24 protein-coding genes and 1 tRNA gene are annotated in these 25,279 nt (G+C 56.6%); 16 read left to right on the top strand and 9 right to left on the bottom strand.

Annotated features, from left to right (window positions below):
- Positions 1–6 precede the first annotated feature (6 nt).
- From HWX89_RS11250 to HWX89_RS11230, 5 genes are all read left to right on the top strand, one after another.
- Entirely contained in the window at positions 7–513 is a 507-nt protein-coding gene (locus HWX89_RS11250; RefSeq protein WP_138794558.1) for a flagellar basal body-associated FliL family protein, read from the top strand.
- Entirely contained in the window at positions 510–1,247 is a 738-nt protein-coding gene (fliP, locus tag HWX89_RS11245) for a flagellar type III secretion system pore protein FliP (protein WP_138794557.1), read from the top strand. The genes HWX89_RS11250 and fliP overlap by 4 nt, the downstream gene beginning before the upstream one ends.
- 372 nt (positions 1,248–1,619) lie before the next feature.
- On the top strand, positions 1,620–2,540 hold the full coding sequence (locus HWX89_RS11240) for a flagellin N-terminal helical domain-containing protein (RefSeq protein WP_138794556.1): 921 nt from the start codon (positions 1,620–1,622) through the stop codon (positions 2,538–2,540).
- Between the two features lie 407 nt (positions 2,541–2,947).
- On the top strand, positions 2,948–3,868 hold the full coding sequence (locus HWX89_RS11235) for a flagellin N-terminal helical domain-containing protein (protein WP_138794555.1): 921 nt from the start codon (positions 2,948–2,950) through the stop codon (positions 3,866–3,868).
- A 246-nt stretch (positions 3,869–4,114) separates the two neighbouring features.
- Positions 4,115–5,053, top strand: coding sequence for a flagellin N-terminal helical domain-containing protein (locus tag HWX89_RS11230; RefSeq protein WP_138794554.1), 939 nt, complete (start codon positions 4,115–4,117; stop codon positions 5,051–5,053).
- 234 nt (positions 5,054–5,287) lie between these two features.
- Here HWX89_RS11230 and HWX89_RS11225 read toward each other — a convergent pair.
- Positions 5,288–5,362 (bottom strand) — tRNA-Thr (locus HWX89_RS11225).
- A gap of 155 nt (positions 5,363–5,517) precedes the next feature.
- On the opposite strand from HWX89_RS11225, the gene HWX89_RS11220 reads away from it, so the two are divergent.
- From HWX89_RS11220 to HWX89_RS11175, 10 genes are all read left to right on the top strand, one after another.
- Complete coding sequence (locus HWX89_RS11220; RefSeq protein ID WP_210271392.1) at positions 5,518–5,775, top strand: hypothetical protein; 258 nt, start codon at positions 5,518–5,520, stop codon at positions 5,773–5,775.
- A 105-nt stretch (positions 5,776–5,880) separates the two neighbouring features.
- Positions 5,881–7,173 carry a UDP-N-acetylglucosamine 1-carboxyvinyltransferase gene (murA, locus tag HWX89_RS11215; RefSeq protein WP_138794553.1) on the top strand — a complete coding sequence of 431 codons (1,293 nt, stop codon included), beginning with the start codon at positions 5,881–5,883 and terminating at the stop codon, positions 7,171–7,173.
- 112 nt (positions 7,174–7,285) lie between these two features.
- The gene (locus tag HWX89_RS11210; RefSeq protein WP_138794552.1) at positions 7,286–7,723 is read left to right on the top strand and encodes a DUF2948 family protein; all 438 of its coding nucleotides are present in this window, start codon (positions 7,286–7,288) and stop codon (positions 7,721–7,723) included.
- 136 nt (positions 7,724–7,859) lie between these two features.
- Positions 7,860–9,158, top strand: a complete 1,299-nt coding sequence (hisD, locus tag HWX89_RS11205) for a histidinol dehydrogenase (protein WP_138794551.1) — start codon at positions 7,860–7,862, stop codon at positions 9,156–9,158.
- Between the two features lie 3 nt (positions 9,159–9,161).
- Positions 9,162–9,635, top strand: coding sequence for a UPF0262 family protein (locus HWX89_RS11200; RefSeq protein WP_138794550.1), 474 nt, complete (start codon positions 9,162–9,164; stop codon positions 9,633–9,635).
- A gap of 2 nt (positions 9,636–9,637) precedes the next feature.
- The gene (locus HWX89_RS11195) at positions 9,638–10,126 is read left to right on the top strand and encodes an arsenate-mycothiol transferase ArsC (RefSeq protein WP_138794549.1); all 489 of its coding nucleotides are present in this window, start codon (positions 9,638–9,640) and stop codon (positions 10,124–10,126) included.
- 110 nt (positions 10,127–10,236) lie between these two features.
- Positions 10,237–10,455 (top strand): translation initiation factor IF-1, encoded by a 219-nt coding sequence (infA, locus tag HWX89_RS11190; RefSeq protein WP_004432473.1) that lies wholly within the window; start codon positions 10,237–10,239, stop codon positions 10,453–10,455.
- Between the two features lie 20 nt (positions 10,456–10,475).
- Positions 10,476–11,099: a Maf-like protein gene (locus HWX89_RS11185; protein ID WP_138794548.1), complete on the top strand. Its 624-nt coding sequence runs from the start codon at positions 10,476–10,478 to the stop codon at positions 11,097–11,099.
- A 4-nt stretch (positions 11,100–11,103) separates the two neighbouring features.
- Positions 11,104–11,328, top strand: a complete 225-nt coding sequence (gene yacG, locus HWX89_RS11180; RefSeq protein ID WP_138794547.1) for a DNA gyrase inhibitor YacG — start codon at positions 11,104–11,106, stop codon at positions 11,326–11,328.
- 160 nt (positions 11,329–11,488) lie between these two features.
- Positions 11,489–12,352, top strand: coding sequence for a DUF6030 family protein (locus tag HWX89_RS11175; RefSeq protein WP_246705133.1), 864 nt, complete (start codon positions 11,489–11,491; stop codon positions 12,350–12,352).
- On the opposite strand, the gene galE is transcribed toward HWX89_RS11175, so the two are convergent.
- The 3 genes from galE to mscL all read right to left on the bottom strand — a co-directional run bounded on the left by galE (position 12,342) and on the right by mscL (position 15,432).
- Positions 12,342–13,373 carry a UDP-glucose 4-epimerase GalE gene (galE, locus tag HWX89_RS11170; protein ID WP_138794546.1) on the bottom strand — a complete coding sequence of 344 codons (1,032 nt, stop codon included), beginning with the start codon at positions 13,371–13,373 and terminating at the stop codon, positions 12,342–12,344. The two genes, HWX89_RS11175 and galE, sit on opposite strands and share 11 nt — an antisense overlap.
- Before the next feature lie 306 nt (positions 13,374–13,679).
- A complete protein-coding gene (locus tag HWX89_RS11165) occupies positions 13,680–14,846 on the bottom strand; it encodes a pyridoxal phosphate-dependent aminotransferase (RefSeq protein ID WP_138794545.1) in 1,167 nt (388 codons plus the stop codon).
- A gap of 157 nt (positions 14,847–15,003) precedes the next feature.
- Positions 15,004–15,432 carry a large conductance mechanosensitive channel protein MscL gene (mscL, locus tag HWX89_RS11160; RefSeq protein ID WP_138794544.1) on the bottom strand — a complete coding sequence of 143 codons (429 nt, stop codon included), beginning with the start codon at positions 15,430–15,432 and terminating at the stop codon, positions 15,004–15,006.
- 218 nt (positions 15,433–15,650) lie between these two features.
- Here mscL and HWX89_RS11155 point away from each other — a divergent pair, with 218 nt between their 5' ends.
- A complete protein-coding gene (locus HWX89_RS11155) occupies positions 15,651–19,160 on the top strand; it encodes a PAS domain-containing hybrid sensor histidine kinase/response regulator (protein ID WP_138794543.1) in 3,510 nt (1,169 codons plus the stop codon).
- Between the two features lie 68 nt (positions 19,161–19,228).
- Here HWX89_RS11155 and HWX89_RS11150 read toward each other — a convergent pair whose 3' ends face one another.
- From HWX89_RS11150 to cheT, 5 genes are all read right to left on the bottom strand, one after another.
- Positions 19,229–21,076 carry a methyl-accepting chemotaxis protein gene (locus tag HWX89_RS11150; protein ID WP_138794542.1) on the bottom strand — a complete coding sequence of 616 codons (1,848 nt, stop codon included), beginning with the start codon at positions 21,074–21,076 and terminating at the stop codon, positions 19,229–19,231.
- 141 nt (positions 21,077–21,217) lie between these two features.
- A complete protein-coding gene (visR, locus tag HWX89_RS11145) occupies positions 21,218–21,961 on the bottom strand; it encodes a transcriptional regulator VisR (protein ID WP_138794541.1) in 744 nt (247 codons plus the stop codon).
- 10 nt (positions 21,962–21,971) lie between these two features.
- Positions 21,972–22,703 carry a transcriptional regulator VisN gene (gene visN / locus HWX89_RS11140; protein WP_178340708.1) on the bottom strand — a complete coding sequence of 244 codons (732 nt, stop codon included), beginning with the start codon at positions 22,701–22,703 and terminating at the stop codon, positions 21,972–21,974.
- A 368-nt stretch (positions 22,704–23,071) separates the two neighbouring features.
- Entirely contained in the window at positions 23,072–24,754 is a 1,683-nt protein-coding gene (gene fliF, locus HWX89_RS11135) for a flagellar basal-body MS-ring/collar protein FliF (RefSeq protein ID WP_178340707.1), read from the bottom strand.
- Between the two features lie 132 nt (positions 24,755–24,886).
- Positions 24,887–25,270, bottom strand: a complete 384-nt coding sequence (gene cheT, locus HWX89_RS11130; protein WP_138794539.1) for a chemotaxis protein CheT — start codon at positions 25,268–25,270, stop codon at positions 24,887–24,889.
- Positions 25,271–25,279 lie beyond the last annotated feature (9 nt).

The following is a 25,279-nucleotide window of genomic DNA, read 5'->3' as shown; positions in this document are numbered from 1 at the left end:
TAAGCCATGGACAATGCACAGGCAGAGGAAAAGAAAAAGTCGTCGCCTCTGGTCATGACCATCGTCGGCCTTGCCATCCTGACCGTTCTCGGCGGCGGTGGTGGCTGGGTGCTGGGCGGAATGATGGCGCCGAAGATCTCCGGCGCTACAGCCGCTGCCCATCAGCAGGCCGCAGCAGGCGGGCATGGCGAGAGCAAGGAAGAAGGCATCCCGAAAATTCCCGCGGAAGCCAACGGCATCGTCCAGCTCGACCCGATCACCACCAACCTCGCCTACCCCTCGACCAACTGGGTGCGGCTGGAAGTGGCTCTCATGTTCAAAGGCCCTGTCGAAGTCGGTCTGGCGGAAGATATCCATCAGGATATCCTCGCCTATGTAAGGACTGTGTCTCTCCAGCAACTCGAAGGGCCACGCGGCTTTCAATATCTTAAGGATGACATTCAGGAACGAGTTGACCTGCGCTCACAGGGGCGCGTATCCAAGGTCATGTTCCGGACCTTTGTCATCGAATGATTCGATTTTTTGTAACCCTCGCCGTCCTTCTCGCCTTGCCGGGTCTTGCCAACGCCCAGCAATTTCCGTCTGATTTGTTCAACACACAGATCGACGGTTCGGTGGCGGCGTGGATTATCCGCACTTTCGGACTTCTGACGGTCCTTTCGGTCGCTCCTGGCATTCTCATCATGGTCACGAGCTTTCCGCGTTTCGTGATCGCGTTCTCGATCCTGCGCTCGGGCATGGGCCTCGCATCAACACCGTCCAACATGATCCTGCTGTCGATGGCGATGTTCATGACCTTCTACGTCATGTCGCCTACCTTCGACAAAGCATGGACGGATGGTGTCCAGCCATTGTTGCAGAACCAGATCAACGAGCAGCAAGCCGTAGAGCGGATCGCTGAGCCGTTCCGTACTTTCATGTCCGCCAATACCCGCGACAAGGATCTCAAACTTTTTGTCGATATCGCCCGTGAGCGTGGACAGGAAGTGATGACGGCGAACGTTATCGATTACCGCGTGCTGGTTCCGGCGTTCATGCTTTCGGAAATTCGTCGCGGTTTTGAAATCGGCTTCCTGATCATTCTGCCGTTTCTCGTCATCGACCTGATCGTCGCGACCATCACCATGGCCATGGGTATGATGATGCTTCCGCCGACCTCGATTTCGCTGCCGTTCAAGATTCTTTTCTTCGTGCTGATTGACGGCTGGAACCTGCTTGTTGGCAGCCTGGTAAGATCGTTCAATTAACGGCCGCTGTGCCGAACTGACACCCATTAACCCTGTTTCTTAACCCCGCAGCCCCAGTGCTGCGGGGTTTTTGCATTTTAACGGCTTGCTTACCAATTTCTCTAGGGGCTGGATAACCATAGTTTTAAATTAAAAACTTACCATTTAAGTAAACTTAACAGTAACCATAAGTATTCTCGAGTATTTCTTAACGACCAAATTAATAATTGCGCAATTTTTCGCTGCGAAATTCCGATCACACGCAGCGGATTTGGTTTCTGGAAACAAGTATTTCTGAACCGATTGGCATGAAGCCGAAACGTTGTGGCCGGTAATACGAGTCCGGAATGTCCCCACTCCAGTATCTCGTTAAAAACAAGGGACACATTTATTATGGCGAGCATTCTCACCAACACCAACGCAATGGCCGCTCTTTCGACCCTGCGCACCATCGCTTCCGACATGTCGACCACCCAGGACCGTATTTCTTCCGGCCTGAAGGTTGGCGCAGCTTCGGACAACGCTGCTTACTGGTCGATCGCGACCACCATGCGTTCTGACAACAAGGCTCTTGGCGCTGTTTCTGACGCGCTGGGCATGGGCGCTGCCAAGGTTGATACCGCATACGCCGGTATGGACGCTGCAATCGACGTCGTCACTGAAATCAAGGCAAAGGTTGTCGCCGCCAAGGAAGAAGGCGTTGACAAGGCCAAGATCCAGGAAGAAGTCACGCAGCTTCTCGACCAGCTCAAGTCCATCGGCACGGGCGCATCGTTCAACGGTGAAAACTGGCTGGTATCCGATGCAGCCGCTACAAAGACGGTTGTTTCCGGCTTCGTTCGCGACAACGATGGTAACGTCAGCGTCAAGACGACGGACTACGCTCTGGATGCAGACTCCCTGCTTTACACGGAAGGTACGCCTGGCACGATCGATGCCAACTCCGGCATCCTGAACGCGACAGGCGCAACCACCACCGTTGGCGCAAAGACCTATACCCAGATTTCTGTTCTCGACCTCGACGTCACGGGCAATGATCTCGACAACGCTCTGTACTCCGTCGAAACAGCTCTGACGAAGATGACCAGCGCTGGCGCAAAGCTCGGTTCGCTGTCTTCGCGCATCGATCTGCAGAGCGACTTCGCTGACAAGCTGTCCGACACCATCGAACAGGGCGTTGGCCGTCTGGTTGACGCTGACATGAACGAAGAGTCCACCAAGCTGAAGGCTCTTCAGACGCAGCAGCAGCTCGCTATCCAGGCTCTGTCGATCGCCAACAGCGACTCGCAGAACATTCTCTCGCTCTTCCGTTAAGAACCGAGCATCTCATAGTCCTTCGGGGCTGGGGGAACCATTTCTTCCAATATGCATTCGGGGGCTGACCAAATGCATATCCGGACAGAAAGCATACAAGTCCGAGAGGCTGAATCGGACTGAATGCACAAGAGAGGCCGCATCCCGAATACGGATGCGGCCTTATCTTTTTTTTAAGCATTTCGAACTACGCGCGCGCACGCGCGAAGGTTGCAGTTTCATTTTGCAAAACAACAGATTTGTCTTCCTGACTTATCAATTCATTAACCAACCTGGCGTTACCTAAGCTCATTGAAACGGCGAGCTAACATTAAAAATCAGCCAGTTAGCAAGCATGACGCTGCGCGCCGTTCCCGGTGAACCCGGAATGTCCCTTCTTTAATCAGCCATTCAAGGGGCACACTACTATGACGAGCATTATTACCAATATCGCCGCTATGTCCGCTCTCCAGACCCTTCGCACGATCGGTCAGGACATGGAAACCACACAGGGCCGCGTTTCTTCCGGCCTGAAGGTTGGCGAAGCTTCGGACAACGCTGCTTACTGGTCGATCGCGACCACCATGCGTTCCGACAACATGGCTCTCTCCGCCGTCCAGGACGCCCTGGGCCTTGGCGCTTCGAAAGTTGATACCGCATATGCCGGTATGGAATCCGCGATCGAAGTCGTAAAGGAAATCAAGGCAAAGGTTGTCGCGGCCAAAGAAGAGGGCGTCGACAAGTCCAAGATCCAAGAAGAAGTCACGCAGCTTCTCGAGCAGCTCAAGTCCATCGGCACGGGCGCGTCGTTCAGCGGCGAAAACTGGCTGGTATCCGATGCAGCCGGCCCGAAGACAGTTGTGTCCGGCTTCGTTCGTGACAGCGACGGCAACGTCAGCGTTAAATCCACGACCTACGAACTGGATGTTGACTCCCTGCTTTACACGGAAGGCACACCTGGCACGATCGATGCAAACTCTGGCATCCTGAACGCTACCGGTGCAACCACCACCGTTGGTGCCGTAACATACACCCAGATTTCTGTTCTCGACCTCGACGTCACGGGCAATGATCTCGACAACGCGCTTTACTCCGTCGAAACAGCTCTGACGAAGATGACCAGCGCCGCTGCCAAGCTCGGTTCGCTCTCCATGCGTATCGGCCTGCAGGAAGACTTCGCAACGAAGCTCTCCGACGCTATCGACTCCGGCGTTGGCCGCCTCGTCGACGCAGACATGAACGAAGAGTCCACCCGCCTCAAGGCTCTGCAGACGCAGCAGCAGCTCGGCGTTCAGGCTCTGTCGATCGCCAACTCCAACTCCGAGAACGTTCTGTCGCTCTTCCGTTAATCGGACCGACAAAACAAAAAATCGAAGAAGGCCGCGCATCTGCGCGGCCTTTTTTCGTTTAGCCCGCTACATTTTGTTAACTTCGGTAAATTCCATTTAATCTTTGTTAACCATTCCTACCTTAACTGAGGCCATCGAAAGGATCGGTTAACCAAGACGAAAAAGAGGTTAACAGGCATCACGCCGTTACGTCCTTCCCCGCCATCCGGGATGTCCCTTTTCCTCAGCCAAGTAGGGGCAAATTCAATGACCAGCATTCTGACCAATACCGCCGCCATGGCCGCGCTCCAGACCCTTCGCACCATCGATGCGAGCATGGAAGAAACCCAGGGACGTGTCTCGTCCGGCCTTCGCGTCGGCACTGCTGCCGACAACGCCGCTTACTGGTCGATCGCGACCACCATGCGTTCAGACAACATGGCCCTCTCCGCCGTCCAGGACGCACTCGGCCTCGGCGCCGCCAAGATCGACGTTGCCTACTCCGCTATGGAAAGCACAATCGACGTTGTTGAAGAAATCAAGGCCAAGGTCGTAGCCGCGACCGAAGAAGGCGTCGACAAGTCGAAAATCCAGGAAGAAATCGATCAGCTTCAGGAGCAGCTCAAGAACATTGCCGAAGGCGCATCCTTCAGCGGCGAGAACTGGCTGATCGGCGCGGGCGTAAAGACCGTCGTTTCGGGCTTCACCCGCGATGGCGACGGCAATGTCTCGGTCACGCAGACGCAGTACACCCTGAAGGACGCCGAGGACGCGGACGGCCCCGCCAACACACTGTTCGGAACGGATGCCGCCGGTCTCATCGACACCACAACCGGTATTATCGGCAGACCAGGCGACGCATCAACCATTTCCCTGTTCGAACTGGACCTTAACGTCTTCGATGATGCGACGCCGCCAGCCTACAGCATCAATGATGTCCTGACTGACGTTGAAAAAGCTTTCCAGGACCTCAGCAGTGCAGCATCGGCACTCGGTTCGATCGCCATGCGGATCGAACTGCAGGAAAACTTCGTCTCCAAGCTGACCGACTCGATCGACAGCGGTATCGGCCGTCTGGTTGACGCCGACATGAACGAGGAATCGACCCGCCTGAAGGCGCTGCAGACCCAGCAGCAGCTTGCGGTCCAGTCGCTCTCCATCGCCAACACCAATTCCGAGAACATTCTGCAGCTATTCCGCCAGTAAGCGGCGCCCAATGGCTACGGGCGGTTTCGTCCCGCTCTGGCAGCAGCAGACTATCTCGGTTACGGAAACCGCGCTTCCCAGAAGCGCGGTTTTCGCGTTTTGGAGGGATGAACGCCATAAACGAACAGAAAAAGCGACAGATGAATAATCGTAATGGGCGCTGCAAAATGCATCACACCACACGACATCCGCAATTGCGGCAAACTCCACAAGGTATTGAATATTCTGGGGAAATGGTGCTGCTAGAGAGATTTGAACTCTCGGCCTCTCCCTTACCAAGGGAGTGCTCTACCCCTGAGCTATAGCAGCATCCGGTGCCGAAGCGTTTGCTTCAACATCAAGCGTGGCGCCTATTGCCATAGCTTTTTGACGAGTGCAAGTCGCAAAGTGTCATTAAATCATCCAGAGGGACAAAAAACGTCGCCCTCTGTTGAAAACTCCAATTTTCGGCTATTGCTCAGCCCATGAACGACAATCAAATAGAGACCGAACCGCACGATGATGCGGACGCCGCGCATTCTGAAGCAGCAGAAAGCGGAAAGCGGCAGGCTGGCCCGGGCGAAACAGCAAAACAGCGCGAAGCGGAGAGAAAAGCCCGTGCGGCGAAAAAGCTGCGCGAGAACCTGCAGCGGCGCAAGCAGCAGGCCCGAGCGCGGCGCGCTGGCGACGCGGATGAGACCGATGGCCTTCCCGCCGCAAAATCGGACGAATCATCGTCATAGAGAACAGACAAGCAAAATTTGAAACGCCGCGGAATTTCGGCTAAGGACGGCTCAATTTTCCGCAAAGGCACGTAGAGAAAGGCGGGCGCACGCCCGTAGGGACGAATGGATCGCATCAGAATTACGGGTGGCAACAAACTCAACGGCATCATCCCGATCTCCGGCGCCAAAAACGCCGCACTGCCGTTGATGATCGCTTCGCTTCTGACCAGCGATACGCTGACGTTGGAAAACGTGCCGCACCTGGCGGACGTCGAGCAGCTCGTTCGCATTCTCGGCAACCACGGCGTCGATATTTCCGTCAACGGTCGTCGTGAAAGCCAGGGCGAAGCCTATTCCCGCACGATTCACTTTACCTGCCGCACCATTGTCGACACGACCGCACCCTATGAGCTGGTCTCAAAGATGCGCGCCAGCTTCTGGGTAATCGGCCCGCTGCTCGCCCGCGAAGGAAAAGCCCGCGTTTCGCTGCCGGGTGGTTGCGCCATCGGCACCCGTCCTGTCGATCTCTTCATTGACGGTCTTCAGGCACTTGGTGCCAACATGGAAATCGATGGCGGCTACATCAACGCGACGGCGCCCAAGGGCGGCCTGATCGGCGCGACGTACACCTTCCCGAAGGTTTCCGTCGGTGCGACCCACGTCATGCTGATGGCAGCAACGCTCGCCCGAGGAACCACCGTTATCCATAATGCGGCGCGTGAGCCTGAGGTTGTCGATCTTGCCCGCTGCCTCACCGCAATGGGTGCAAAAATCGAAGGTGCCGGCACATCGACGATCACCATCGAAGGCGTAACGTCGCTTTCCGGCGCCCGCCATCGCGTTCTGCCTGACCGCATTGAAACCGGAACCTATGCGATGGCCGTTGCCATGACCGGCGGCGACGTCGTTCTGGAAGGCACGAATGGTTCGTTGCTCGACAACGCGCTCGACACGTTGAAGCTCGCCGGCGCCGAAATCACCGAAACGGAAACCGGTCTGCGTATCGTTCGCAACGGCAACGGCATCCAGCCGGTCGACGTCGTCACCGAACCCTTCCCGGGCTTCCCGACGGACCTTCAGGCGCAGTTCATGGCGCTGATGACCCGCTCTCAGGGTGTATCGCATATTACCGAAACGATTTTCGAAAACCGCTTCATGCACGTGCAGGAACTGGCGCGTCTGGGTGCCAAGATTTCCCTTTCGGGCCAGATGGCACGGATCGAGGGTGTATCGCGCCTGAAGGGCGCACCTGTCATGGCGACCGACCTTCGCGCCTCCGTGTCGCTGGTGATTGCCGGTCTGGCTGCCGAGGGTGAAACGATGGTTTCCCGCGTTTACCACCTCGACCGTGGTTTCGAACGCCTCGAAGAAAAATTGACGCGCTGCGGCGCTTTGGTCGAACGCGTCAGCGATTAATCGCTTCTTTGCCGCTCATCCATTCTCTGCCGTTGCAGAGCGGGCTCAGACTGCCTATTTCCTATACAAGTAAAGGGAATAGCGGCCCGCACCGCAAAAAAGGAAGAAAATGATGAGCGGCCTCAAATTGCTCGCGCTGGACACTGAAGATCTCTCCGTCATCTCGACGCACATGCAAGACAGCGTCTTCAAACTGAAAGACGCATCCTTCGAACCGAAACATGGACAATTCAGCCTCTCTGCCAACCGTTTTGTTTGGGAAGAAGCAGGCAAAAAGGGCACGCCGCCAGAGCGTTGCCGCAGCGTTCTCGTCCTCAAGCGCGTTTCCTCTGTCCGCTCGCACAACGTCAACCGCATGGATAAGGAGCAGGTGCTATCCCTGCTGGCGATCCGTTTCGAGCAGAAGCAGGACGGCCCTGACGGCACGGTGGAACTGACCCTTTCCGGCGGAGGCGCAATCGCCCTCGATGTCGAATGCATCGAGGCGCAGCTCGTCGATGTCAGCGGTGCGTGGGAAACTGCCGCAAAACCACATCATCCGGACGCCTAACCGACGTTACCGCGCTTCGGAACGGTTGCCTTTCCTGCCTGTTTCGATTTATGCCACTTACCAGAGCCGCAAATGTTTTTTGCGGCACATCGTGTGCCCCCGCAAACCGTTGCGGGGAAAGTGAAAGGGTAAAGACGTGGCAATCTGGCTGGAGCGGGCATCGGCGGATTTCGAACAGAAATTTGCGGCCTTCCTGACGACCAAAAGGGAAGTTTCCGAAGACGTCAACGCAACGGTTCGCGAAATCATCGACGACGTTCGCCATCGTGGCGATGCAGCTCTTGCCCATTACTCCCTGAAGTTTGACGGCCTCGACTTTTCCAAGGTTCCGATGCGCGTCACGGCTGCGGAAATCGATGCCGCTGTCGCCGCTGTCGACAAGTCCGTTCTGGATGCCCTCGAGCTGGCGGCAAAACGCATTGAAAAACACCATGCACGGCAAATGCCGAAGGACGATATCTACGAAGACGATATCGGCGTTGGGCTTGGATCACGCTGGACAGCAATCGAGGCCGTTGGTCTTTACGTGCCGGGCGGTACTGCGAGCTATCCAAGTTCGGTACTGATGAACGCCGTTCCGGCCAAGGTGGCAGGTGTGGACCGTATCGTCATGGTGGTGCCGGCCAATGGTGGGGCGATCAACCCAGCCGTTCTGGCGGCTGCCAAAATCGCCGGCGTTGAGGAAATCTACCGTATCGGCGGCGCGCAGGCTGTTGCCGCGCTGGCCTACGGCACCGAAACGATCGCACCGGTTGCCAAGATCGTCGGCCCCGGCAACGCCTATGTGGCGGCGGCCAAACGGCAGGTGTTCGGTACCGTCGGCATTGACATGATCGCCGGCCCCTCCGAAGTTCTGGTGATTGCCGACAAGGATAACGATCCGGACTGGATTGCTGCCGATCTTCTGGCACAGGCGGAGCACGATCGTGGTGCGCAATCCATTCTGATTACCAATGATGCCGAACTCGGCAAGGCTGTCGAAGCCGCCGTGGAACGGCAGCTCAAGCGTCTGTCACGTTCGGAAACGGCGGCGGCGAGCTGGGCCGATTTCGGTGCCATCATCCTGGTTGACGCTCTCGCCGATGCCATCCCGCTTGCCAACCGGATCGCCGCCGAACATCTCGAACTTGCCGTCAACGATCCCAACGTGCTGATGGCAAAAATCCGCAATGCCGGCGCGATTTTTGTTGGTCGCCATACGCCTGAAGTCATCGGGGACTATGTCGGAGGCTCGAACCACGTCCTGCCGACGGCACGTTCCGCCCGCTTCTCCTCCGGTCTTTCGGTGCTGGATTTCGTCAAGCGTACATCGATCCTGCGTCTCGGTCCCGAGCAACTTCGTCAGCTTGCTCCTGCTGCCATCACGCTCGCCCACTCCGAAGGTCTGGATGCCCATGCGCGTTCGGTCGCCATTCGCCTCAATCCGGAAGGATAAAAGATGGCATCAGGCGAGTTCAAGCTCTGCGATGTGGTGCTGGACGAGAGCATTGGCCGTTCCACACCCGACGTCGAGCATGAGCGCGCCGTTGCGATCTTCGATCTGATCGAGGAAAACAGTTTCGAACCCGTGGGGCATGACGGCGGACCTTACCGGCTTTCGCTATCGCTGGTCGATTCCAAACTGGTTTTCTCCATCAGAACGGAAGACGAGACGGATGTGGCGACCCACATCCTGTCGCTCACACCGTTCCGCCGCATCATCAAGGACTACTTCCTGATATGTGAGAGCTACTACGAGGCGATACGCTCTTCCACGCCGAGCCAGATCGAGGCGATCGACATGGGCAGACGTGGTATTCACAATGACGGCTCGCAAACGTTGATGGATCGTCTTTCCGGCAAGATAAAGGTCGACTTCGATACGGCGCGCCGGCTCTTTACCTTGGTCTGCGTGCTCTATTGGCGGGGTTGAGCATGAGCGATCCTGCCGCAGTTCCGAACGAAGCGCGTACGCCGAAATCGGTCCTATTCATGTGCGGCATGAATTCCATCCGCTCCCCCATGGCAGAGGTCATCGCAAAACGGCTGGTCGCTCCCGGCATCTATATCCAGTCCGCCGGCGTGCGTGCAGGTGAGCGCGACCCCTTCGTGGATGCGGTGCTGGAAGAACAGGGACTTTCACTCGGCAAACACAGACCGCGCACATTGGATGAGATCGAGGATGATTTTTTCGATCTGATCATTACATTAACACCCGAAGCACATCACACGGCACTGGAGCTGACCCGGTCTAATTCACTGGATGTGGTGTATTGGCCAACCATGGACCCCACCGTAATTACCGGCACGCGAGAGCAAATTCTCGATGCCTACCGCGAGGTGCGGGATCATCTGACCAGGCTCATTTCCGAGCGGCTGCCCAGACGACCAGCGCCTGCGCCCGACACGCTCCAAAAAGATTGACGAATTAGCGGCGGTCTAGAGGTTCACAAATGTGCGGGGATTGTGTAGTTTCCGCGCAATTTTCCCGGACGTGAGACGTCTGGCACCATCAACAGGAAGAAAACTCTTACATGACAAAAGAAGAAGTCCTCGAATTCCCGGGCATCGTAACCGAATTGCTGCCGAACGCAACGTTCCGCGTCAAGCTTGAAAACGAGCATGAAATCATCGCTCATACGGCTGGCCGTATGCGTAAGAACCGCATTCGCGTTCTCGCTGGCGACAAGGTTCTGGTCGAAATGACGCCTTACGACCTGACCAAGGGCCGTATCACCTACCGCTTCAAGTAATCCGTTTCGGCATCAGCGGCATGACTGACCACAAACAAAAGCTCGTTCTGGCATCCGGCTCGCCGCGGCGTCTCGAATTGCTGCATCAGATCGGCATCGAGCCGGCACGCCTGATGCCGATGGATATTGACGAGACGCCTGCAAAGCTGGAGCATCCGCGCACGCTTTGCCGCCGCCTTTCCCTGCAAAAGGCCGAGGCTGCGCGCGACGTCACCAAGAATGAGCTTGGGTGGAAAGATGCTTACGTGCTGGGTTCCGATACGGTGGTCGCAGTTGGCCGCCGCATCGTCGGCAAGGCGGAATACACCGAAGACGCTTCGGCGGCGTTGCATTTGCTGTCAGGCCGTAGCCACTGGGTCTATACCGGCATCTGCCTGATTACGCCGGGCGGCAAGGTTCGCCAGAAGGTCTCAGAGACGAAGGTTCGCTTCAAGCGGGTGTCCACGCGCGAGATCGACAGTTATATTGCCTCTGGACAGTGGCGCGGCAAGGCGGGTGCCTATGGCATTCAGGGCATTGCAGGCTGCTTCGTGCAGAAACTGACCGGCTCCTACACCAACGTCGTCGGTCTGCCGCTTTACGAAACATCGACCTTGCTGGCTGGCGAGGGGTTCGATGTGACGGCGGGCTGGCTCGAAGGATAGGATCATGGCGGAAACACTAAAAGAGACGTCAAAGGTCACACCACTTCGGAAATCACAGCCTTGCCCGGAGTGCGGCCGCGCCTCGACGCGCGAAGACTATCCCTTCTGCTCGGACCGTTGCCGTTCTCTCGACCTCGCACGATGGCTGAAAGGCTCTTACGCTATTCCGGTCGCAGACGACGAAAGCAGCCCTGACCGTCCAAGTAACGACAAGAACGCAAGCGACTGAAGTATCCTGGCCACCCAGAGCGGTGGCTTTGATACGAATTGATTATTTATTGTTTTTGGGCAGTTGCCCGCATTTTATTTGATTTCCGGCTTCATGCCTTGAAAAATCATGAAGCACAGAGGCCGCCGGGCGTATTTCCCGCCGTGATAGGGTCTTGCGAATGAGCGCAAGTCTACAGGAGAGACGAAGCAAAATAGCGCCGCTGATTGCAGTGTTGGGCGTGTGCCTGGCAATTGCCGCAACAGTGCTTCTGGCCAATGACAAACGACACCTCAAAAGCCTGCTGCACCACTTTGGTGTCGCACCCGTAGTCAAGCCGATCGACAATCCGCCGAAGATGACGCGCATCAGACGCAAGCCTCTGGTCGCCGGTGACGTCAATGTCCCGGCATATCTCTTGAAATTCGAGCAATCTGTCCCGCCGACATTCTTTGTACGGAACTTTGTGCTGCCTGGCGCGGCATTGTGTGAGCGCTTCCTGACCGAAGGGTTCATAAGTCTGCAGGATGGAAACGCCAGCCCTGTTAACGGCGGCAGCTTTGAGTGCATGGCCGACTTCAAGCAGGGCGACGCGAGTGCTGAAAGCGAGCAGGCATCGCTCTTCCTGGATATCCGTGGCAATGCTGCGGGCGAGATTCGTTCCATTCGCATCAAGGCTGTTGCGCCTCAAACGCCAGACGGCGATCTGATACGATCGCGCCTGCGTGACGTCCTTGCCTTGATCGTGGGCGCGACCCACTGGAGTGATTTCTCAAGCTTGCCGGATCTGGCAAGCCGGATGCAGGTCTATCAGGAGCAGCGTTTCGGAATCTCTGCCTCCAGCAAACCTGAGCCAAGTGCTCCGCATCGGCTCAATGTGCTGTTGCTCGAAGTAGAGAAACCACGCGAACTGGAACTTGCACGCGCGTTTTTTGACGACACCAGGTGGCTACGAAGTGCCGCCGCTATCGGAAAACCGGAATTCCGGTTTTCCTCGCCCTTGATCCATCATCGCAACTCGACACGGCCAGATATCAGCCGATAGCCGCCAGCTTGCGCCGAACCGGCTGCATGATCTCGTTACGACGGATTTCGCGCTTTTCTTCCCACTGCAAAGCAGTCCGTACGATCGTCCGCAGATCGTTGTAACGCGGCCGCCAACCCAGTTCCGACTGAATGCGCGTGGAATCCGCTGTCATGGCTGCGACATCGCCTAGACGACGTTCACAGTGAACGACCGGAAAATCCTTGCCCGATTCATGCTGCACAGCCTGCAGAACTTCCAGCACCGAATAACCAACACCGTAACCGCAGTTGAGCGTTTTCGTTTCTCCACCAGCACGCAGGTGCTTCATGGCAAGCAAATGCGCATCAATGAGATCGCTCACATGGATGTAGTCGCGCACGCCAGTACCGTCGATTGTTGGATAATCGGTTCCGTAAACCTCTACACGGTCACGTCGTCCAACAGCGGCTTCGCAGGCAACCTTGATCAGATTTGCCACACCGGTCGGCGACGGCCCTGCCCTGCCCGCGACATCGGCACCCGCGACGTTGAAGTAACGCAGTGCAACGTAGTTGAAGTCATGTGCCTGGACGACGTCGCGCAGCATGATTTCAGAGGCGAGTTTGGACATGCCATACGGATTTTCGGGGCTGAGGATCGCCGTCTCCGGGACCGGCCCTTCCGTTGGCTGCGTTCCATAAACGGCGGCCGTCGAAGAGAAGATGAAGTTACGAATGCCATATTTCACTGCAGCGCTGACCAGCGCTCGCGTGGTTCCGGTGTTATTTTCATAATATTCGAGGGGCCGGCTGATCGAGTCGGGAACGCTCAAAGATCCCGCAAAATGGAATATGGCGTCGATCTGGTTCTCTTCGAAAATCTGGCCAAGCAGGGCGCTATCTGCCGCATCGCCGAGATAGAAGCGCGCCTGTGGCGCAACCGCCCACCGTGACCCAGTCGACAACCGGTCCACGACAACGACTTCCTCCCCGGCGTCGAGCAAAGCCCACACCATGTGACTGCCTATATAACCGGCCCCGCCTGTGACCAGAACACTCATGACACTCTTCCCTGTTGTCTTTTGTTGCAGTCATCAAATCCAATAATTCTTCATCATTGATTACTTGCACAGCGAAACCGCTGGCCCGCGTCCGCCTGTTTGCAGACGTGGCTTACAGTTGGTTATGGCAATAGGGAGAATTTTATTGATTGGCTGAAAAGGCAGTCAGAACCGCAATATCGAGACAAATACCACAAAAGGTTCCAGCCGTCGATGATATAGGCGCAACACATCGCCCTGAAGTTGAAAAAACCTCAGGTCGATGTGATGTTGGGTCGGTCTGCTGCGGAAACCGCGCCTTGGCGCTTATCGACCGAGAATGTAGGAGGCGAGCCGATCGGCCGCGTCTTCTATCTGTGTCGGATTGCGCAGGAAGCATGCACGCAGGAACAGTTCACCGCCTTGACCGAAGGCCGTTCCTGGCGCAAGGCCGACGCCGGTCTTGTCGACAATGTCGAGCGCCGTGTTGCGGCTATCTGTGACACCATCCACCTTCAGGAAGGCGTAGAGGGCGCCATCGGGCTTCAGGGTCTCGACGCGGTTTGTCGCGATCAAGGCATCGCAGAGAATGTCTCGGGACGTCAGGGCCCGCTCGTAATTCTCCCTGATGAAATCGTCACCGTGATCAAGCGCAGCAACAGCGCCCCGTTGCATGAACTGGGCAACGCCGGATGTGGAGTATTGAACGAGGTTTTCAATGACCTGACCGATTTCCGGGGGTGCAACCAGCCAGCCGACCCGCCATCCGGTCATCGACCAGTTCTTGGAGAAGGAGTTCGCAAAAATGATCCGATCATCCGGCTCCATCACATCGAGGAACGACGGCGCACGCCCCCCGGCGTAATGATAGAGCGCATAGATTTCGTCCGCGACGATCCACAGGCCGTGCTTGCGGGCGAGCGTGAGAATGTCACGCAGATTGTCATGTGTCGCGGTCCAGCCGGTCGGGTTGGACGGGGTGTTGATGAACAGTGCCTTGGTCTTAGGCGTAATGGCGCTTTCAAGCTTGCCGATATCGAGATGCCAGCCGCCGTCATGGAAATCGATGCCGACGGCCACCGCCTTGGCACCAGCAACGCCGATCGCGGCGACGATATTTGGCCACGTCGGGGTCAGGTACACCATCTCGTCGCCGGGCGACGTCAGAGCCTGAACGGCGAGCGCGATGGCCTGCATGCCGGAACCGGTGACATAAAAATGCTCTTCCCGAAGCGATACGGCAAAATGGCGGGTGTAATAACGGCTCAAAGCCTGACGCAGTTCGGGGATGCCGCGCTGCCAGGTATAAAACGTCTCGCCATTGTTCAACGCATCGATTGCAGCCTGATTGATAAAAGCCGGGCTTGGCAAATCGCCTTCACCGGCCCACAGCGGCAAAAGATTATCACGCCCGCGGGCGTAGTTCATGACTTCGACAATACCGCTCTCGGGAGCGGCCAGAGCACGCGCGCTCAGGCTGTTCAAAATGGACATTCAAGACACTCCGTTTGGTGTCGTCTTATCGCATCGAACGGCCGATATGCATGATATTCCGTGAGGCGAAGATGGATTTTCTTTATGGATTGCTCCCCGGTCGGCAATCGGTCCGTTTCAACGGACGCATGTTGCCCGACCAGGGATCGTTTAAGCCTTAGCGCGTCTTCAACAGATCGCGGATTTCCGTGAGCAGTTTCACATCTTCCGGTGGAGGAGCAGCTTCTGCCTTCTCCGCGAGTTTCTGACGTTCAACCGAAGCACGGAGTCTGTTTACGCCCTTGACCATCAGGAAAATGATCCAGGCCAGAATGAGGAAGTTGATGACAACCGTCAGAAAATTACCGTAGGCGAAGACGGCGCCCTGATCGCGGGCGGCAGCCAGCGACGTAGCAGTAACGCTTGAACTCAGCGGCAGGAAGTAGTTCGAAAAATCGAAACCACCAAAGATCGCACCAACGATCGGCATGATGAGATCGTTGACGACGGAGTCGACGATCTTACTGAAGGCGGCACCGATAATGACACCGACGGCAAGGTCCATGACATTGCCGCGGGCAATGAACGTTTTAAATTCGTTAAGCATCCAGATTGTCCCTCTCTCCGGCTTCTGAGGCTGAAGCTATGTGACTGTCCCTACGGCGTGAACGATACAGCGTCCGCGCGTTGTATGGAATCCATTAAGATTGTCTTTATTGGATTATTTCAGGCTGACGTTGAACTTTATGCTCAGACCGCGCTCATTCTCAACCGCCTGAAATTCCCCTATGCTGTGATCAAGGAGTTCCTGCATGGGGAGGATGCGTGCTTCCTGGATGGATCATATTCGTTTCGGCATTCGCCTACATTCTGCTGCTGTTTGCAGTGGCAAGTTATGGCGACAGAAACAGCAGAAAAAGAAACGCTCCGAAAAAAGGGCGCCCGTTTGTCTATGCGCTGAGCCTGGCGGTTTACTGCACCTCCTGGACGTATTTCGGCGGCGTCGGGCTTGCCGCTGACAAAGGGCTCGAGTTTCTCGGCATCTACACCGGACCGATCCTTGCTTTCACGCTTGGCATGCCTGTCATTCGCCGGATCGTCGAATTGGCGAAAGCGGAGAAGCTGACATCGGTGGCGGACTTCATTGCCGCCCGCTATGGCAAAAACTCCACCGTCGCGATGATCGTAGCCATCATCGCCCTGGTGGGGGCCATTCCCTATATCGCCTTGCAACTGAAAGCCGTTTCCAGCTCCGTCGCGACCATGGTCGATCCTGGCGACTACGGTATCGGCAGTGGAAACCTGTATTTCCTCGACTTGCCGCTTGTCGTCACGCTTGTCATGGCGGGCTTTGCCGTAATGTTCGGCACCCGTCATACGGACGCGACAGAACATCAGGACGGGCTGATCCTGGCGATTTCGATGGAGTCGCTCGTCAAACTGCTCGCAATGTGTACCGTCGGGTTCTACGTCGTCTTCATCCTGTTCGACGGCCCCGCGCATCTGTGGGAACTCGCTTCCGCCAACGAGCAGGCAATGCACGCCATTTCCTATCAGACGCCCGTCAGTCGCTGGATCGTGCTGACCCTGCTATCGGGTTTTGCAATCATTCTGCTGCCGCGCCAGTTTCATGTCACCGTAGTGGAAAACCGCACACCGCAGGAATTGCGAATGGCGGGCGTTCTGCTGCCGCTTTACCTCATCGCAATCAACATCTTCGTTCTGCCGATTGCCGTCGCCGGAATTCTGAAACTCGGCGGAAGCGGAGATGCGGATCTCTACGTGCTGCAGCTTCCTCTAACCCACGAAATGCCCGTCGTTTCGCTGATAACCTTCATTGGCGGGTTTTCGGCAGCCACGGCAATGGTTATCGTGGCATCGGTTGCCCTTTCCATCATGATCTCCAATGACATCGTGATGCCGATCTTTTTGCGGCAGAAACTTCTGAACCGCTCTCCACACCGGGACGACTTCGCCAAAACCCTTCTGAATATCCGGCGAACGGCAATCTTTGCCGTGCTGCTGCTGGGTTACAGCTATTATAGAGCAGCCGATGCCACGTCCGGCCTTGCCTCCATCGGCCTGCTTGCCTTTGCCGCCATCGCCCAGATGGCACCGGCGCTTTTCGGCGGACTTGTCTGGCGACGCGCCAATGCACGTGGCGCGATTGCGGGGCTGAGCTCCGGCTTTCTGGTCTGGGCTTATCTGCTGTTTCTGCCCAGCCTTGGCGGGCCGGACAATTCCCACATCGCAGCGACCGTGCTTGGTTTTCTGTTCTCCGGCAGCACTGTCTTCAGCGGCCCGCAGGCCGACCCTTTCGTCAATGCCGTACTGTTGAGCCTGCTCGTCAATGGTCTGGCTTTTGTCCTGGGGTCTCTGTCGCGTAATCCGCGACCCATAGAGCGTATTCAGGCGGGCATTTTCGTCAAACGCCACTCTAAATCGCAATTCGCAACGCGTGGCTGGAAAACCCGAGTCAGCGTCGGTGACCTGAAAAGCGCCATTGCCCGTTATCTCGGCGAAGAGCGGATGCTGCGATCGCTGGCGACCTACGAGAAGACTGCGGGCAGAAAGCTGAACGACGAACAGCCGGCGGATATGGCCCTGATCCATTTTTCCGAACAGTTGCTTGGCAGTGCCATCGGCTCGTCTTCGGCCAGGCTGGTGTTGTCGATCATTCTTCAGAAGGCCGAAGACACCAGCGCCGACACAGCATGGCTGCTCGACCAGGCGAGCGAAGCGCTGCAATACAATCAGGACATGTTGCAGACAGCGCTTGCCCAGATGGATCAAGGTATCGCCGTTTTCGACAGTTCGCAGCAGCTCACCATCTGGAACAGGCGCTTCCGGACGTTGCTGGACCTGCCCGAACAATTCGGCCAGGTCGGGCTGCCATTGACCGACATCGTCGTGATGCTGCAACAGCGTGGCGATGTGCCTGCCGGAGAAACAGGTCAGTTGATTGCCCGTTTTCTAACAATGGACATGCCGTTCTCCCTCGTTCTTTCCGGCGGCGAACGCATTATCGAAGTCCGCTCCAACGCGCTTCCTGACAAAGGCATCGTTGCGACGTTCACCGACATTACACAACGCGTGGCAAGTGATCAGGCCTTGAAGCAGGCGAACGAGACGCTGGAGCAGCGCGTGGTGGAAAGAACCGCCGAGCTGACCCGCGTCAACCGGGAGCTTGCTGAAGCGAGAGCATCGGCGGACGAAGCCAATATCGGCAAGACACGGTTCTTCGCTGCGGCTGGACATGACATTCTCCAGCCCCTGAACGCGGCGCGGCTCTATTCCTCTTCATTGGTGGAGCGGCTTGGCGCATCCGGGGAGCGGGACCTCGTTCACAATATCGATTCCGCGCTTGAATCGGTCGAGACGATCCTCGGCGCGGTTCTCGACATTTCCCGGCTGGATACAGGCTCGATGAAGGCACGCATGACATCGGTGCCTCTCAATGACCTCTTGCGCCGGATCGAGACGGACTTTGCACCGATGGCACAGGAGAAGAACCTTGATCTTGTAGTGATGCCAACGTCACTGACGGTGCGCTCCGACCCCAATCTGCTGCGCCGACTGATCCAGAACCTGGTGTCGAATGCCGTCAAGTATACGCTCTCTGGCAAAGTCGTCGTCGGAGCACGGCGCAAAGGCAACGAGGTTATCATTCAGGTGACGGATTCCGGCATCGGGATACCATCTTCGAAATTTCGAACGATTTTCAAGGAATTCGCCCGGCTGGACGAAGGCGCGAAAACAGCCTCCGGTCTTGGCCTTGGTCTCTCAATCGTCGATCGACTGTCGCGTATCCTCCATCATCCGGTGCAATTGATCTCGACACCGGGCAAGGGCACGACATTCCGCATCCACCTGCAGCGCGAAGCAGATCGTGTGATGCCAGTCAAACCCGCTGGCAACGACCTTGCGCGGACAGGTCAGGAGCGGCTGCAAGGCATTCGTGTCCTGTGCATCGACAACGAACCGAAAATACTGGAGGGCATGACGCTACTGTTGAATGGGTGGGGCTGCGAGGTGCTGCCGGCGAGTTCGGTCGCCATGCTCGACGAACCTTTCCTCAGCCACTCGGCAGCGCCTGACATCATCGTTGCAGACTATCACCTCGATGATGGAGACGGGCTTGGCGCCATCCGCATTATCCGGGCGTTCTACGGCAAAACCATCCCTGCTCTTCTGATCACCGCGGATCGCAGTCCGGAAGTGCGCAGCGAGGCTGAACGATACAGCGTTACCGTTCAGCACAAGCCGGTCAAGCCGGCTGCGTTGCGTGCTTATCTCAGTCAGGCATCCGGCCCGCCTCGGGCCGCAGCCGAATGATATCGGCTGCGCAAACCCTCGCAACGCTGTTCGGCATTATGTCCGGAAACGCCGTCAGCCGTTGATTGTCAGGCTGCACGCCCGAAACGATCAGCATGGCTTTCGGCATGCTTTTCCATCTGGAAGCGCTGAACGAGCTCAAGAAGTGCCTCGACCTCATTGGACAGAACCTGGCTGGCGGCACTCGACTCTTCGGCCATTGCCGCGTTCTGCTGGGTCATCTGATCCATCTGGTTGACGGTGCCATTGACCTCATGCAGCGCAGACGATTGATCCTGTGTGGCTGTGGCAATGGTTTCAACATGTTTGCTGACGGTGACGATCTGCTGGCTGATGGCGGACAAGACCTTGCCGGCCTCCTGAACCAGCATCGAGCCGGAGCTGACTTCCTGCGTCGACTGGTTGATGAGCTGCTTGATTTCACGCGCGGCGTCTGCAGAGCGCTGAGCAAGCTCGCGCACTTCCTGCGCCACAACCGCAAAGCCCTTACCCGCCTCGCCGGCACGCGCAGCCTCGATACCGGCGTTCAGTGCAAGCAGATTGGTCTGGAACGCGATGTCGTCAATAACTTCGATGATCTGTTCGATCTTGCGCGACGCATCTTCAATGCGCTCCATCGCCTCAACCGCATTGCTCACCACCGAGCCGGAATCATCGGCACTGCGTTTCGTCAGTCGGACAGCCTCATTGGCCTCACGGGCGCGTTCCGCCGAGGATTTTACCGTCACGGTGATTTCCTCAACAGCAGCAGCCGTTTCTTCCAGCGACGCGGCCTGCGTCTCGGTTCGGCGCGACAGATCGTCGGAGGACTGGCGCATTTCATAACCGCTGTTCTGAATGACCAACGTGCGATCATGGATCTGGCTGAGAACATCGCGCAGATTCAGCAGGGATTCATTGAAATCGACCCGAAGCCGGTCAAGGCGGCCTTCGAACGGTGTCTCGATCGTCCGGGTCAGGTCACCGCGAGAAAGTCGGCCGAGACCAGATGCAATCTCGGTTACTGCAAATTCGATCTGACGCGTGGTTTCCTGACGTTCAGCATCATTCCGGTTGCGCTCAGCGTCGGCAGCAGCGCGTTCCTCGACGCTGCGACCTTCGATGACGAGCTTCTCATGGGCGTTTTCCCGGAAGATACCAAGTGCACGCGCAATGTTGCCGAACTCGTTCTTGTTGCCGGTATAAGGGATCTGCGCTTCAAGATCGCCTTCCGACAGGGCTTTGACGGTTTCGGTCAGCTTGCCGAGAGGCTGCAACGTACGCTTGATGATGAAGTACGCCAGAGCGCCCATCACGATCATCGCAATTGCTCCACAGAGCAGAATGAGATCACGCAGGCCATCCATCTGGGCGTTATAGACGTCCATCGGAACGCCAGCAAAGAGAATACCAACTGTCGTACCGGTTTTGTTGAGAACCGGCATGTAGCCTGTCATATAGCTCTTGCCGAAGAGATTTGCCGCACCGAAATAGGGCTCGCCCTTGGCCACCTTCGCGAAAGCCGGGTGATCGCTGGCAAGCTTGGTGCCAACAGCTCTTTCACCCTTTTCATTTTTCAGGTTCGTGGAAATGCGAACATATTCGCCGCTCTTGGTTTCGAAGATCGTCGCCACGCCGCCATTGGCAGCCACAGTGCGGTCAACAAGATCATGATCGAGAAGAGTACCGATGCTGGCGCGATTGACCGTGGTCAGATCGCCCTCGTTCATCTTGAGGGTCACGCCACCCACTTTCATCTCGTAGAGAATGGCCATGCTGCGAAGCGACCCGCGGGTATCCAGCAGTGCCGTTTCCATGATGTTGTCTTTCAACCGCAGGTACGTCGATACGCCGACCGCGGCGATAGCAACCGCTATCAAGCCTATCGTGAGAGCGACCACCTGACCTGCAACGGACTTAAAGAGCCGGTTGTTCATGAAAACAGTTCCCCAGAGCCAAAACTGAAATAGTTTTAATGGGCAACTGTTAAAATTTGGCGAAGTTGACGAAGCGCAAAAAGCGCGGCCCCTCGGCTGTAGTGGCCGATGGCGGATGTCGACAAACCCTGTCGGCGTCTATCAGTGGATGTAGCCGAGCCGGATGGCCTTTGCGATTGCCTGGATGCGGTTGACGGAATCAAGCTTGATCGTTGCCGATCCCAGATAGGCGTTGACCGTGTGAACAGAAAGGCCAAGCTTCACAGCGATTTCTTCGCTGATACGGCCGTCGCCAGCCAGTTGAAGGCAGGCGATTTCTCGTTCGCTGAGCGCTTCAGAAGGAGCGGCCTTACGCTCATCCAGTGCCAGCATGTCCACCATGATCTCACAGCACTTGATGTGCTGTTCGATGACAATCTCATTGTCGAGGACAAGATTGCTGCCGCAGAAAACGATATACCCATTGCCGATCGTGCCAAGCCGAACGGGCATCGCGAGACCCGCATAGGGCAAGGTGTCGTTTTCGATCCGGCGCAGCAACGCAGGAACATCGGGGAGGTCCGCGAAACCGCCACCGTTCTTGTTTCGCCAGATCACCGGCAAAAGCGACGTTTCAATATGATCGAGAAGAATATCGCCGACAGAGCGAATGAACTGTGTGCTCTGCTCGGCGGCATTCATGCCCCAGTTTTCGAGCTCACATGTCATTTTTTTCTTATTCGGGAAACCGGAGGCCGCAGCCTTCGATACAACGAAGTTGCGAGCACCGAGCACTTTCTGCATGGACACGAGTTTCGGAAAAAGATCCGACCTGCTCGTCACCGCTGGCCCACGGTGAAACGGCCCTGCCTGTCCCATACCCTCACTGCCCTTCATCTGTACCATCGTCCAACCGTTATACGAGATTGTTTCGCACGGCGTAGGCAATCGCCTCCGAGCGGGTTTTCGTCGCGGTTTTCCGCATGACGCTAGTGATGTAATTATTGATCGTATTTCGCGAAATTCCAAGGATCATCGCGATTTCGTCGCTGGTCTTGCCTTCAGCAATCCAGAACAGGCATTCGAGTTCGCGCTCCGTCAGGTCGATATCACGGACCGTCTTGGCTTCGCTGGCAATGCCGAAGCTGACACAATAACCTGTCAGGAGAGCGATTTCACGCAACCGCTCCGGCAAAGGTACCGCATCTTCCGGAAACAGGAGCAACAGCGACAGGCGGATACGGCCGACACAGAACGACAAGGCAGAATATTGCCGGTCAATTCCAGAAGGGATCGACACGTCGTCCGGCAGCAGCAGCAATCGCGGCTTCAGCAGTGAGAGGCATTTTTCCATCTCGCTGGATCGGTTCTGGCTGTTTGCAAGCTCAGTGCCCAATCTGCGAACCAGATCGAAAGGCCAATCCGAGGTGACGATAAACTTCAACCCGGTCTCTTCGAGCAAATCGTCCCGTGCCAGAAGATAATGGGATGCACCTGCATAGGTTACGAGCAGGTCCAGAGCACCTGCAACGTTTCCGGCCGCGGCCGAAGCCGCAACATTTTTGGCAAGCTGATCACGCGGCAACGGCTTCCCCATGCCTTCCATAGGCCTGGTCGACAGCCTGCGGATATCAACATCGACTTTCAATCGCCTACGCCCTCTTGCTCCCAGCGGGAGATTATACATCGGGATGGAATCATTCCATTCAAGAAACACACCACCATAACAGCGCGCCCCCGGAGACCGAATCACTTCATTCTATGGAACCGACGCGGAATTGCTATTCCTTGGTCCCAGCATTTCCACGCATTTCCGAATCTGTCCATTCCAAGAAAACATACTGAAAAGCTGGCATATTCATAATTGTCATTCTCGGACTATTCCCAGCAAAGTGCAACGTTGCTGAATAATTTGTAAACGCCGTCCCAAAACGAAAATCCGTGTCCCCCTACGCAACGTAACACCGATCGGCCCAAAAACGAAAACGGCCGGGGTTACCCGACCGTTTGTCAAAATCATGCAGCTTTTTCCAAGGCCCACTTGCGAAGGATCTTCGCTGCTCTTTCCTCGCTGATTTCCACCATGCGGGACAAGCGGCGTTCCGGTCCTTCGCGAACCCGGCGATTGAAGGTGCCATCGCCGTCGTCGCCTGCCAGAAGATCGTCGGTGCTGTCGAACCCGAAGTCGGCGCCGAACCCTTCCATGAGACCACCCGATCCTGCTTCCAGTGCCGGTGCGAAATCCGGAAGTTCCAGACCAGCGGCATCCTGGCTGAGTTCGCTGACCGAGGAGCCATTGCCTGCCACGGTGCGGACCAGGGGACGGACGCCGAGCCAGATGACCAGGAATGCGACGGCAACGAAGGCAAGCGAGTTGATGATGCCAGCCGAATTGCGGCTGAGAACTTCCATGATGCCCGGTCCTGCCACAGCTTCGTCGAGAAGCTGTGTTTCTAGGAAGTCCATGGCCGTCAGCGTGATGACATCACCGCGATCTGAAGAAATACCGGCGGCAGAGGTAACGATCTTCTGCATTTCCGCCAGATAGGCGTCGATCTTTGCCTGATCGGCAGGCTCGCCAACCATTTTCGCAATACGACCCTTGTTGACGACAACGGCGACCGAAACCTTTTCCAAAGTGTAACCGTTTTTGACAGTCGCGACGGTCTTGGAATTGATCTCGTAGTTGGTCTGCTCTTCCTTCTTGGCCGACTCGTCGGAAGACTGCGGTCCGCCGCCACCGCCCTGAGGCGCGGCCTGGGGAACGTTCTGCTCTACTGTCGCGGCCGTGTCGGGCTGCGTTTCCTGAGACTTCTGGTCTTCCTTGGTGGTGCGAACAGAACGCTCGACGCGCGATTCAGGGTCGTAGACGGTCTCCTGAACCTGACGGCTGTCGGTATTGATCTGTGCCGTCACGCTGGAACGGAAGTTATCCATACCAAGGAAAGGTGCCAGTGCCTTGTCGATGTTGGTTTCGATTTCCTGCTGAACGTTCTGCGCGAGCGTCAACGACCGGTTCATGGCAGCATTGGTGACGTCGTCGCCAGAGGCGAGCAGTTGCCCCGTCGAATCAAGCAGTGTCACGTCATCGGCTTCAAGGCCGGGAACAGCCGAGGCGACGAGGTGACGAATGGAGGCAGCAGCCTTGCGGCCGGCAGACGAGCTGGCGCGGATCATGACAGAGGCCGTGGGCTTCTGTTCGCCACGGCGGAAGTTGCCGACATCCGGCAAGACGATGTGAACACGTGCGGCAGCCACTCCGTCGATCTGCTGAATGGACCGTCCAATTTCACCTTCAAGAGCGCGAACACGGGTGACTTCCTGCATGAAGGACGTCAGGCCAAGCGATCCTACGTTATCGAAGAGTTCGTAACCGGCATTAGCGCTGTCCGGCAGGCCACGTTCAGCCAAAAGGAGACGCGCCTTGCTCGTCGCACCCACCGGCACCTGCAGGCTTGCGCCGTCGGCGCCCACCTGGAAATCAAGGTTGGCTTCAGCAAGAGCAACACTGATCTTGTTCAGATCGCTTTTCTCAAGCCCCACATAAAGGGTCTCGTAGGCAGGGCGGTTCACATAAAGCGCTGCTGCAAGGATGATCGCCATGGACAAAATGCCGACGCCACCCAGCATCAGCAGCCGTGTCTGACCCAGTGCCGCGAAATTCTTCAAGACCTGAGGGAGTTGATTTAACAGATTCATTCTGTTCCGCACCGTCATTCATAGAGTCCGAGACCTTATGGTCCCGTCATCACATTAGGATGCGAAGCTTGCGCGAGCGTTGCCTTACCGCGTGTTATTAGAAAGCTTTAAAACAGGATATTGTGGAAGGCTTCAGAAGAGGTCGAAGTCTCCGGCAGCTTTGTCGAGCGGCTGCGAATGACCATGACGGATGGTTGAACCGAGTGCTTTCTGCATTTCGGCAAGTTTGACGAGGCTGAGCGCGGTGCTGACGTCGACGATCCAGTCTCCGGGAATGGAGCCGGTCACCGTATCGATGAATTCAGCAAGCCCGCGGGTCTTCTGCACGGCAAGATCGATGCCCTGCAGCAGCTTGACGCCCTCTGCAGACAACGCGCCATCCGCCAGATCAAGCAATTGCGGTTCGATGCGCTCGATAAGATAGGCGACATCGTGCAGTTCCGACACGACACGCATCAGGACGTCCGGCAACGCTTCTTCAAACGGAGTGGAAACCAGGTGGTCTGCAATCTGCATTAATAACTC

The organism is Rhizobium sp. RM, assembly GCF_013390595.1.
GTDB lineage: Bacteria > Pseudomonadota > Alphaproteobacteria > Rhizobiales > Rhizobiaceae > Agrobacterium.
This window is presented reverse-complemented; position numbering and strand designations above follow the sequence as displayed.

Coding starts and splice junctions, on each gene's coding strand:
- HWX89_RS11250 (WP_138794558.1), top strand. CDS start 7: ATGGACAATGCACAGGCAGAGGAAAAGAAAAAGTCGTCGCCTCTGGTC.
- fliP (WP_138794557.1), top strand. CDS start 510: ATGATTCGATTTTTTGTAACCCTCGCCGTCCTTCTCGCCTTGCCGGGT.
- HWX89_RS11240 (WP_138794556.1), top strand. CDS start 1,620: ATGGCGAGCATTCTCACCAACACCAACGCAATGGCCGCTCTTTCGACC.
- HWX89_RS11235 (WP_138794555.1), top strand. CDS start 2,948: ATGACGAGCATTATTACCAATATCGCCGCTATGTCCGCTCTCCAGACC.
- HWX89_RS11230 (WP_138794554.1), top strand. CDS start 4,115: ATGACCAGCATTCTGACCAATACCGCCGCCATGGCCGCGCTCCAGACC.
- HWX89_RS11220 (WP_210271392.1), top strand. CDS start 5,518: ATGAACGACAATCAAATAGAGACCGAACCGCACGATGATGCGGACGCC.
- murA (WP_138794553.1), top strand. CDS start 5,881: ATGGATCGCATCAGAATTACGGGTGGCAACAAACTCAACGGCATCATC.
- HWX89_RS11210 (WP_138794552.1), top strand. CDS start 7,286: ATGAGCGGCCTCAAATTGCTCGCGCTGGACACTGAAGATCTCTCCGTC.
- HWX89_RS11200 (WP_138794550.1), top strand. CDS start 9,162: ATGGCATCAGGCGAGTTCAAGCTCTGCGATGTGGTGCTGGACGAGAGC.
- HWX89_RS11195 (WP_138794549.1), top strand. CDS start 9,638: ATGAGCGATCCTGCCGCAGTTCCGAACGAAGCGCGTACGCCGAAATCG.
- infA (WP_004432473.1), top strand. CDS start 10,237: ATGACAAAAGAAGAAGTCCTCGAATTCCCGGGCATCGTAACCGAATTG.
- HWX89_RS11185 (WP_138794548.1), top strand. CDS start 10,476: ATGACTGACCACAAACAAAAGCTCGTTCTGGCATCCGGCTCGCCGCGG.
- yacG (WP_138794547.1), top strand. CDS start 11,104: ATGGCGGAAACACTAAAAGAGACGTCAAAGGTCACACCACTTCGGAAA.
- HWX89_RS11175 (WP_246705133.1), top strand. CDS start 11,489: ATGAGCGCAAGTCTACAGGAGAGACGAAGCAAAATAGCGCCGCTGATT.
- galE (WP_138794546.1), bottom strand. CDS start 13,373: ATGAGTGTTCTGGTCACAGGCGGGGCCGGTTATATAGGCAGTCACATG.
- HWX89_RS11165 (WP_138794545.1), bottom strand. CDS start 14,846: ATGTCCATTTTGAACAGCCTGAGCGCGCGTGCTCTGGCCGCTCCCGAG.
- mscL (WP_138794544.1), bottom strand. CDS start 15,432: ATGCTTAACGAATTTAAAACGTTCATTGCCCGCGGCAATGTCATGGAC.
- HWX89_RS11150 (WP_138794542.1), bottom strand. CDS start 21,076: ATGAACAACCGGCTCTTTAAGTCCGTTGCAGGTCAGGTGGTCGCTCTC.
- visR (WP_138794541.1), bottom strand. CDS start 21,961: ATGGTACAGATGAAGGGCAGTGAGGGTATGGGACAGGCAGGGCCGTTT.
- fliF (WP_178340707.1), bottom strand. CDS start 24,754: ATGAATCTGTTAAATCAACTCCCTCAGGTCTTGAAGAATTTCGCGGCA.
- cheT (WP_138794539.1), bottom strand. CDS start 25,270: ATGCAGATTGCAGACCACCTGGTTTCCACTCCGTTTGAAGAAGCGTTG.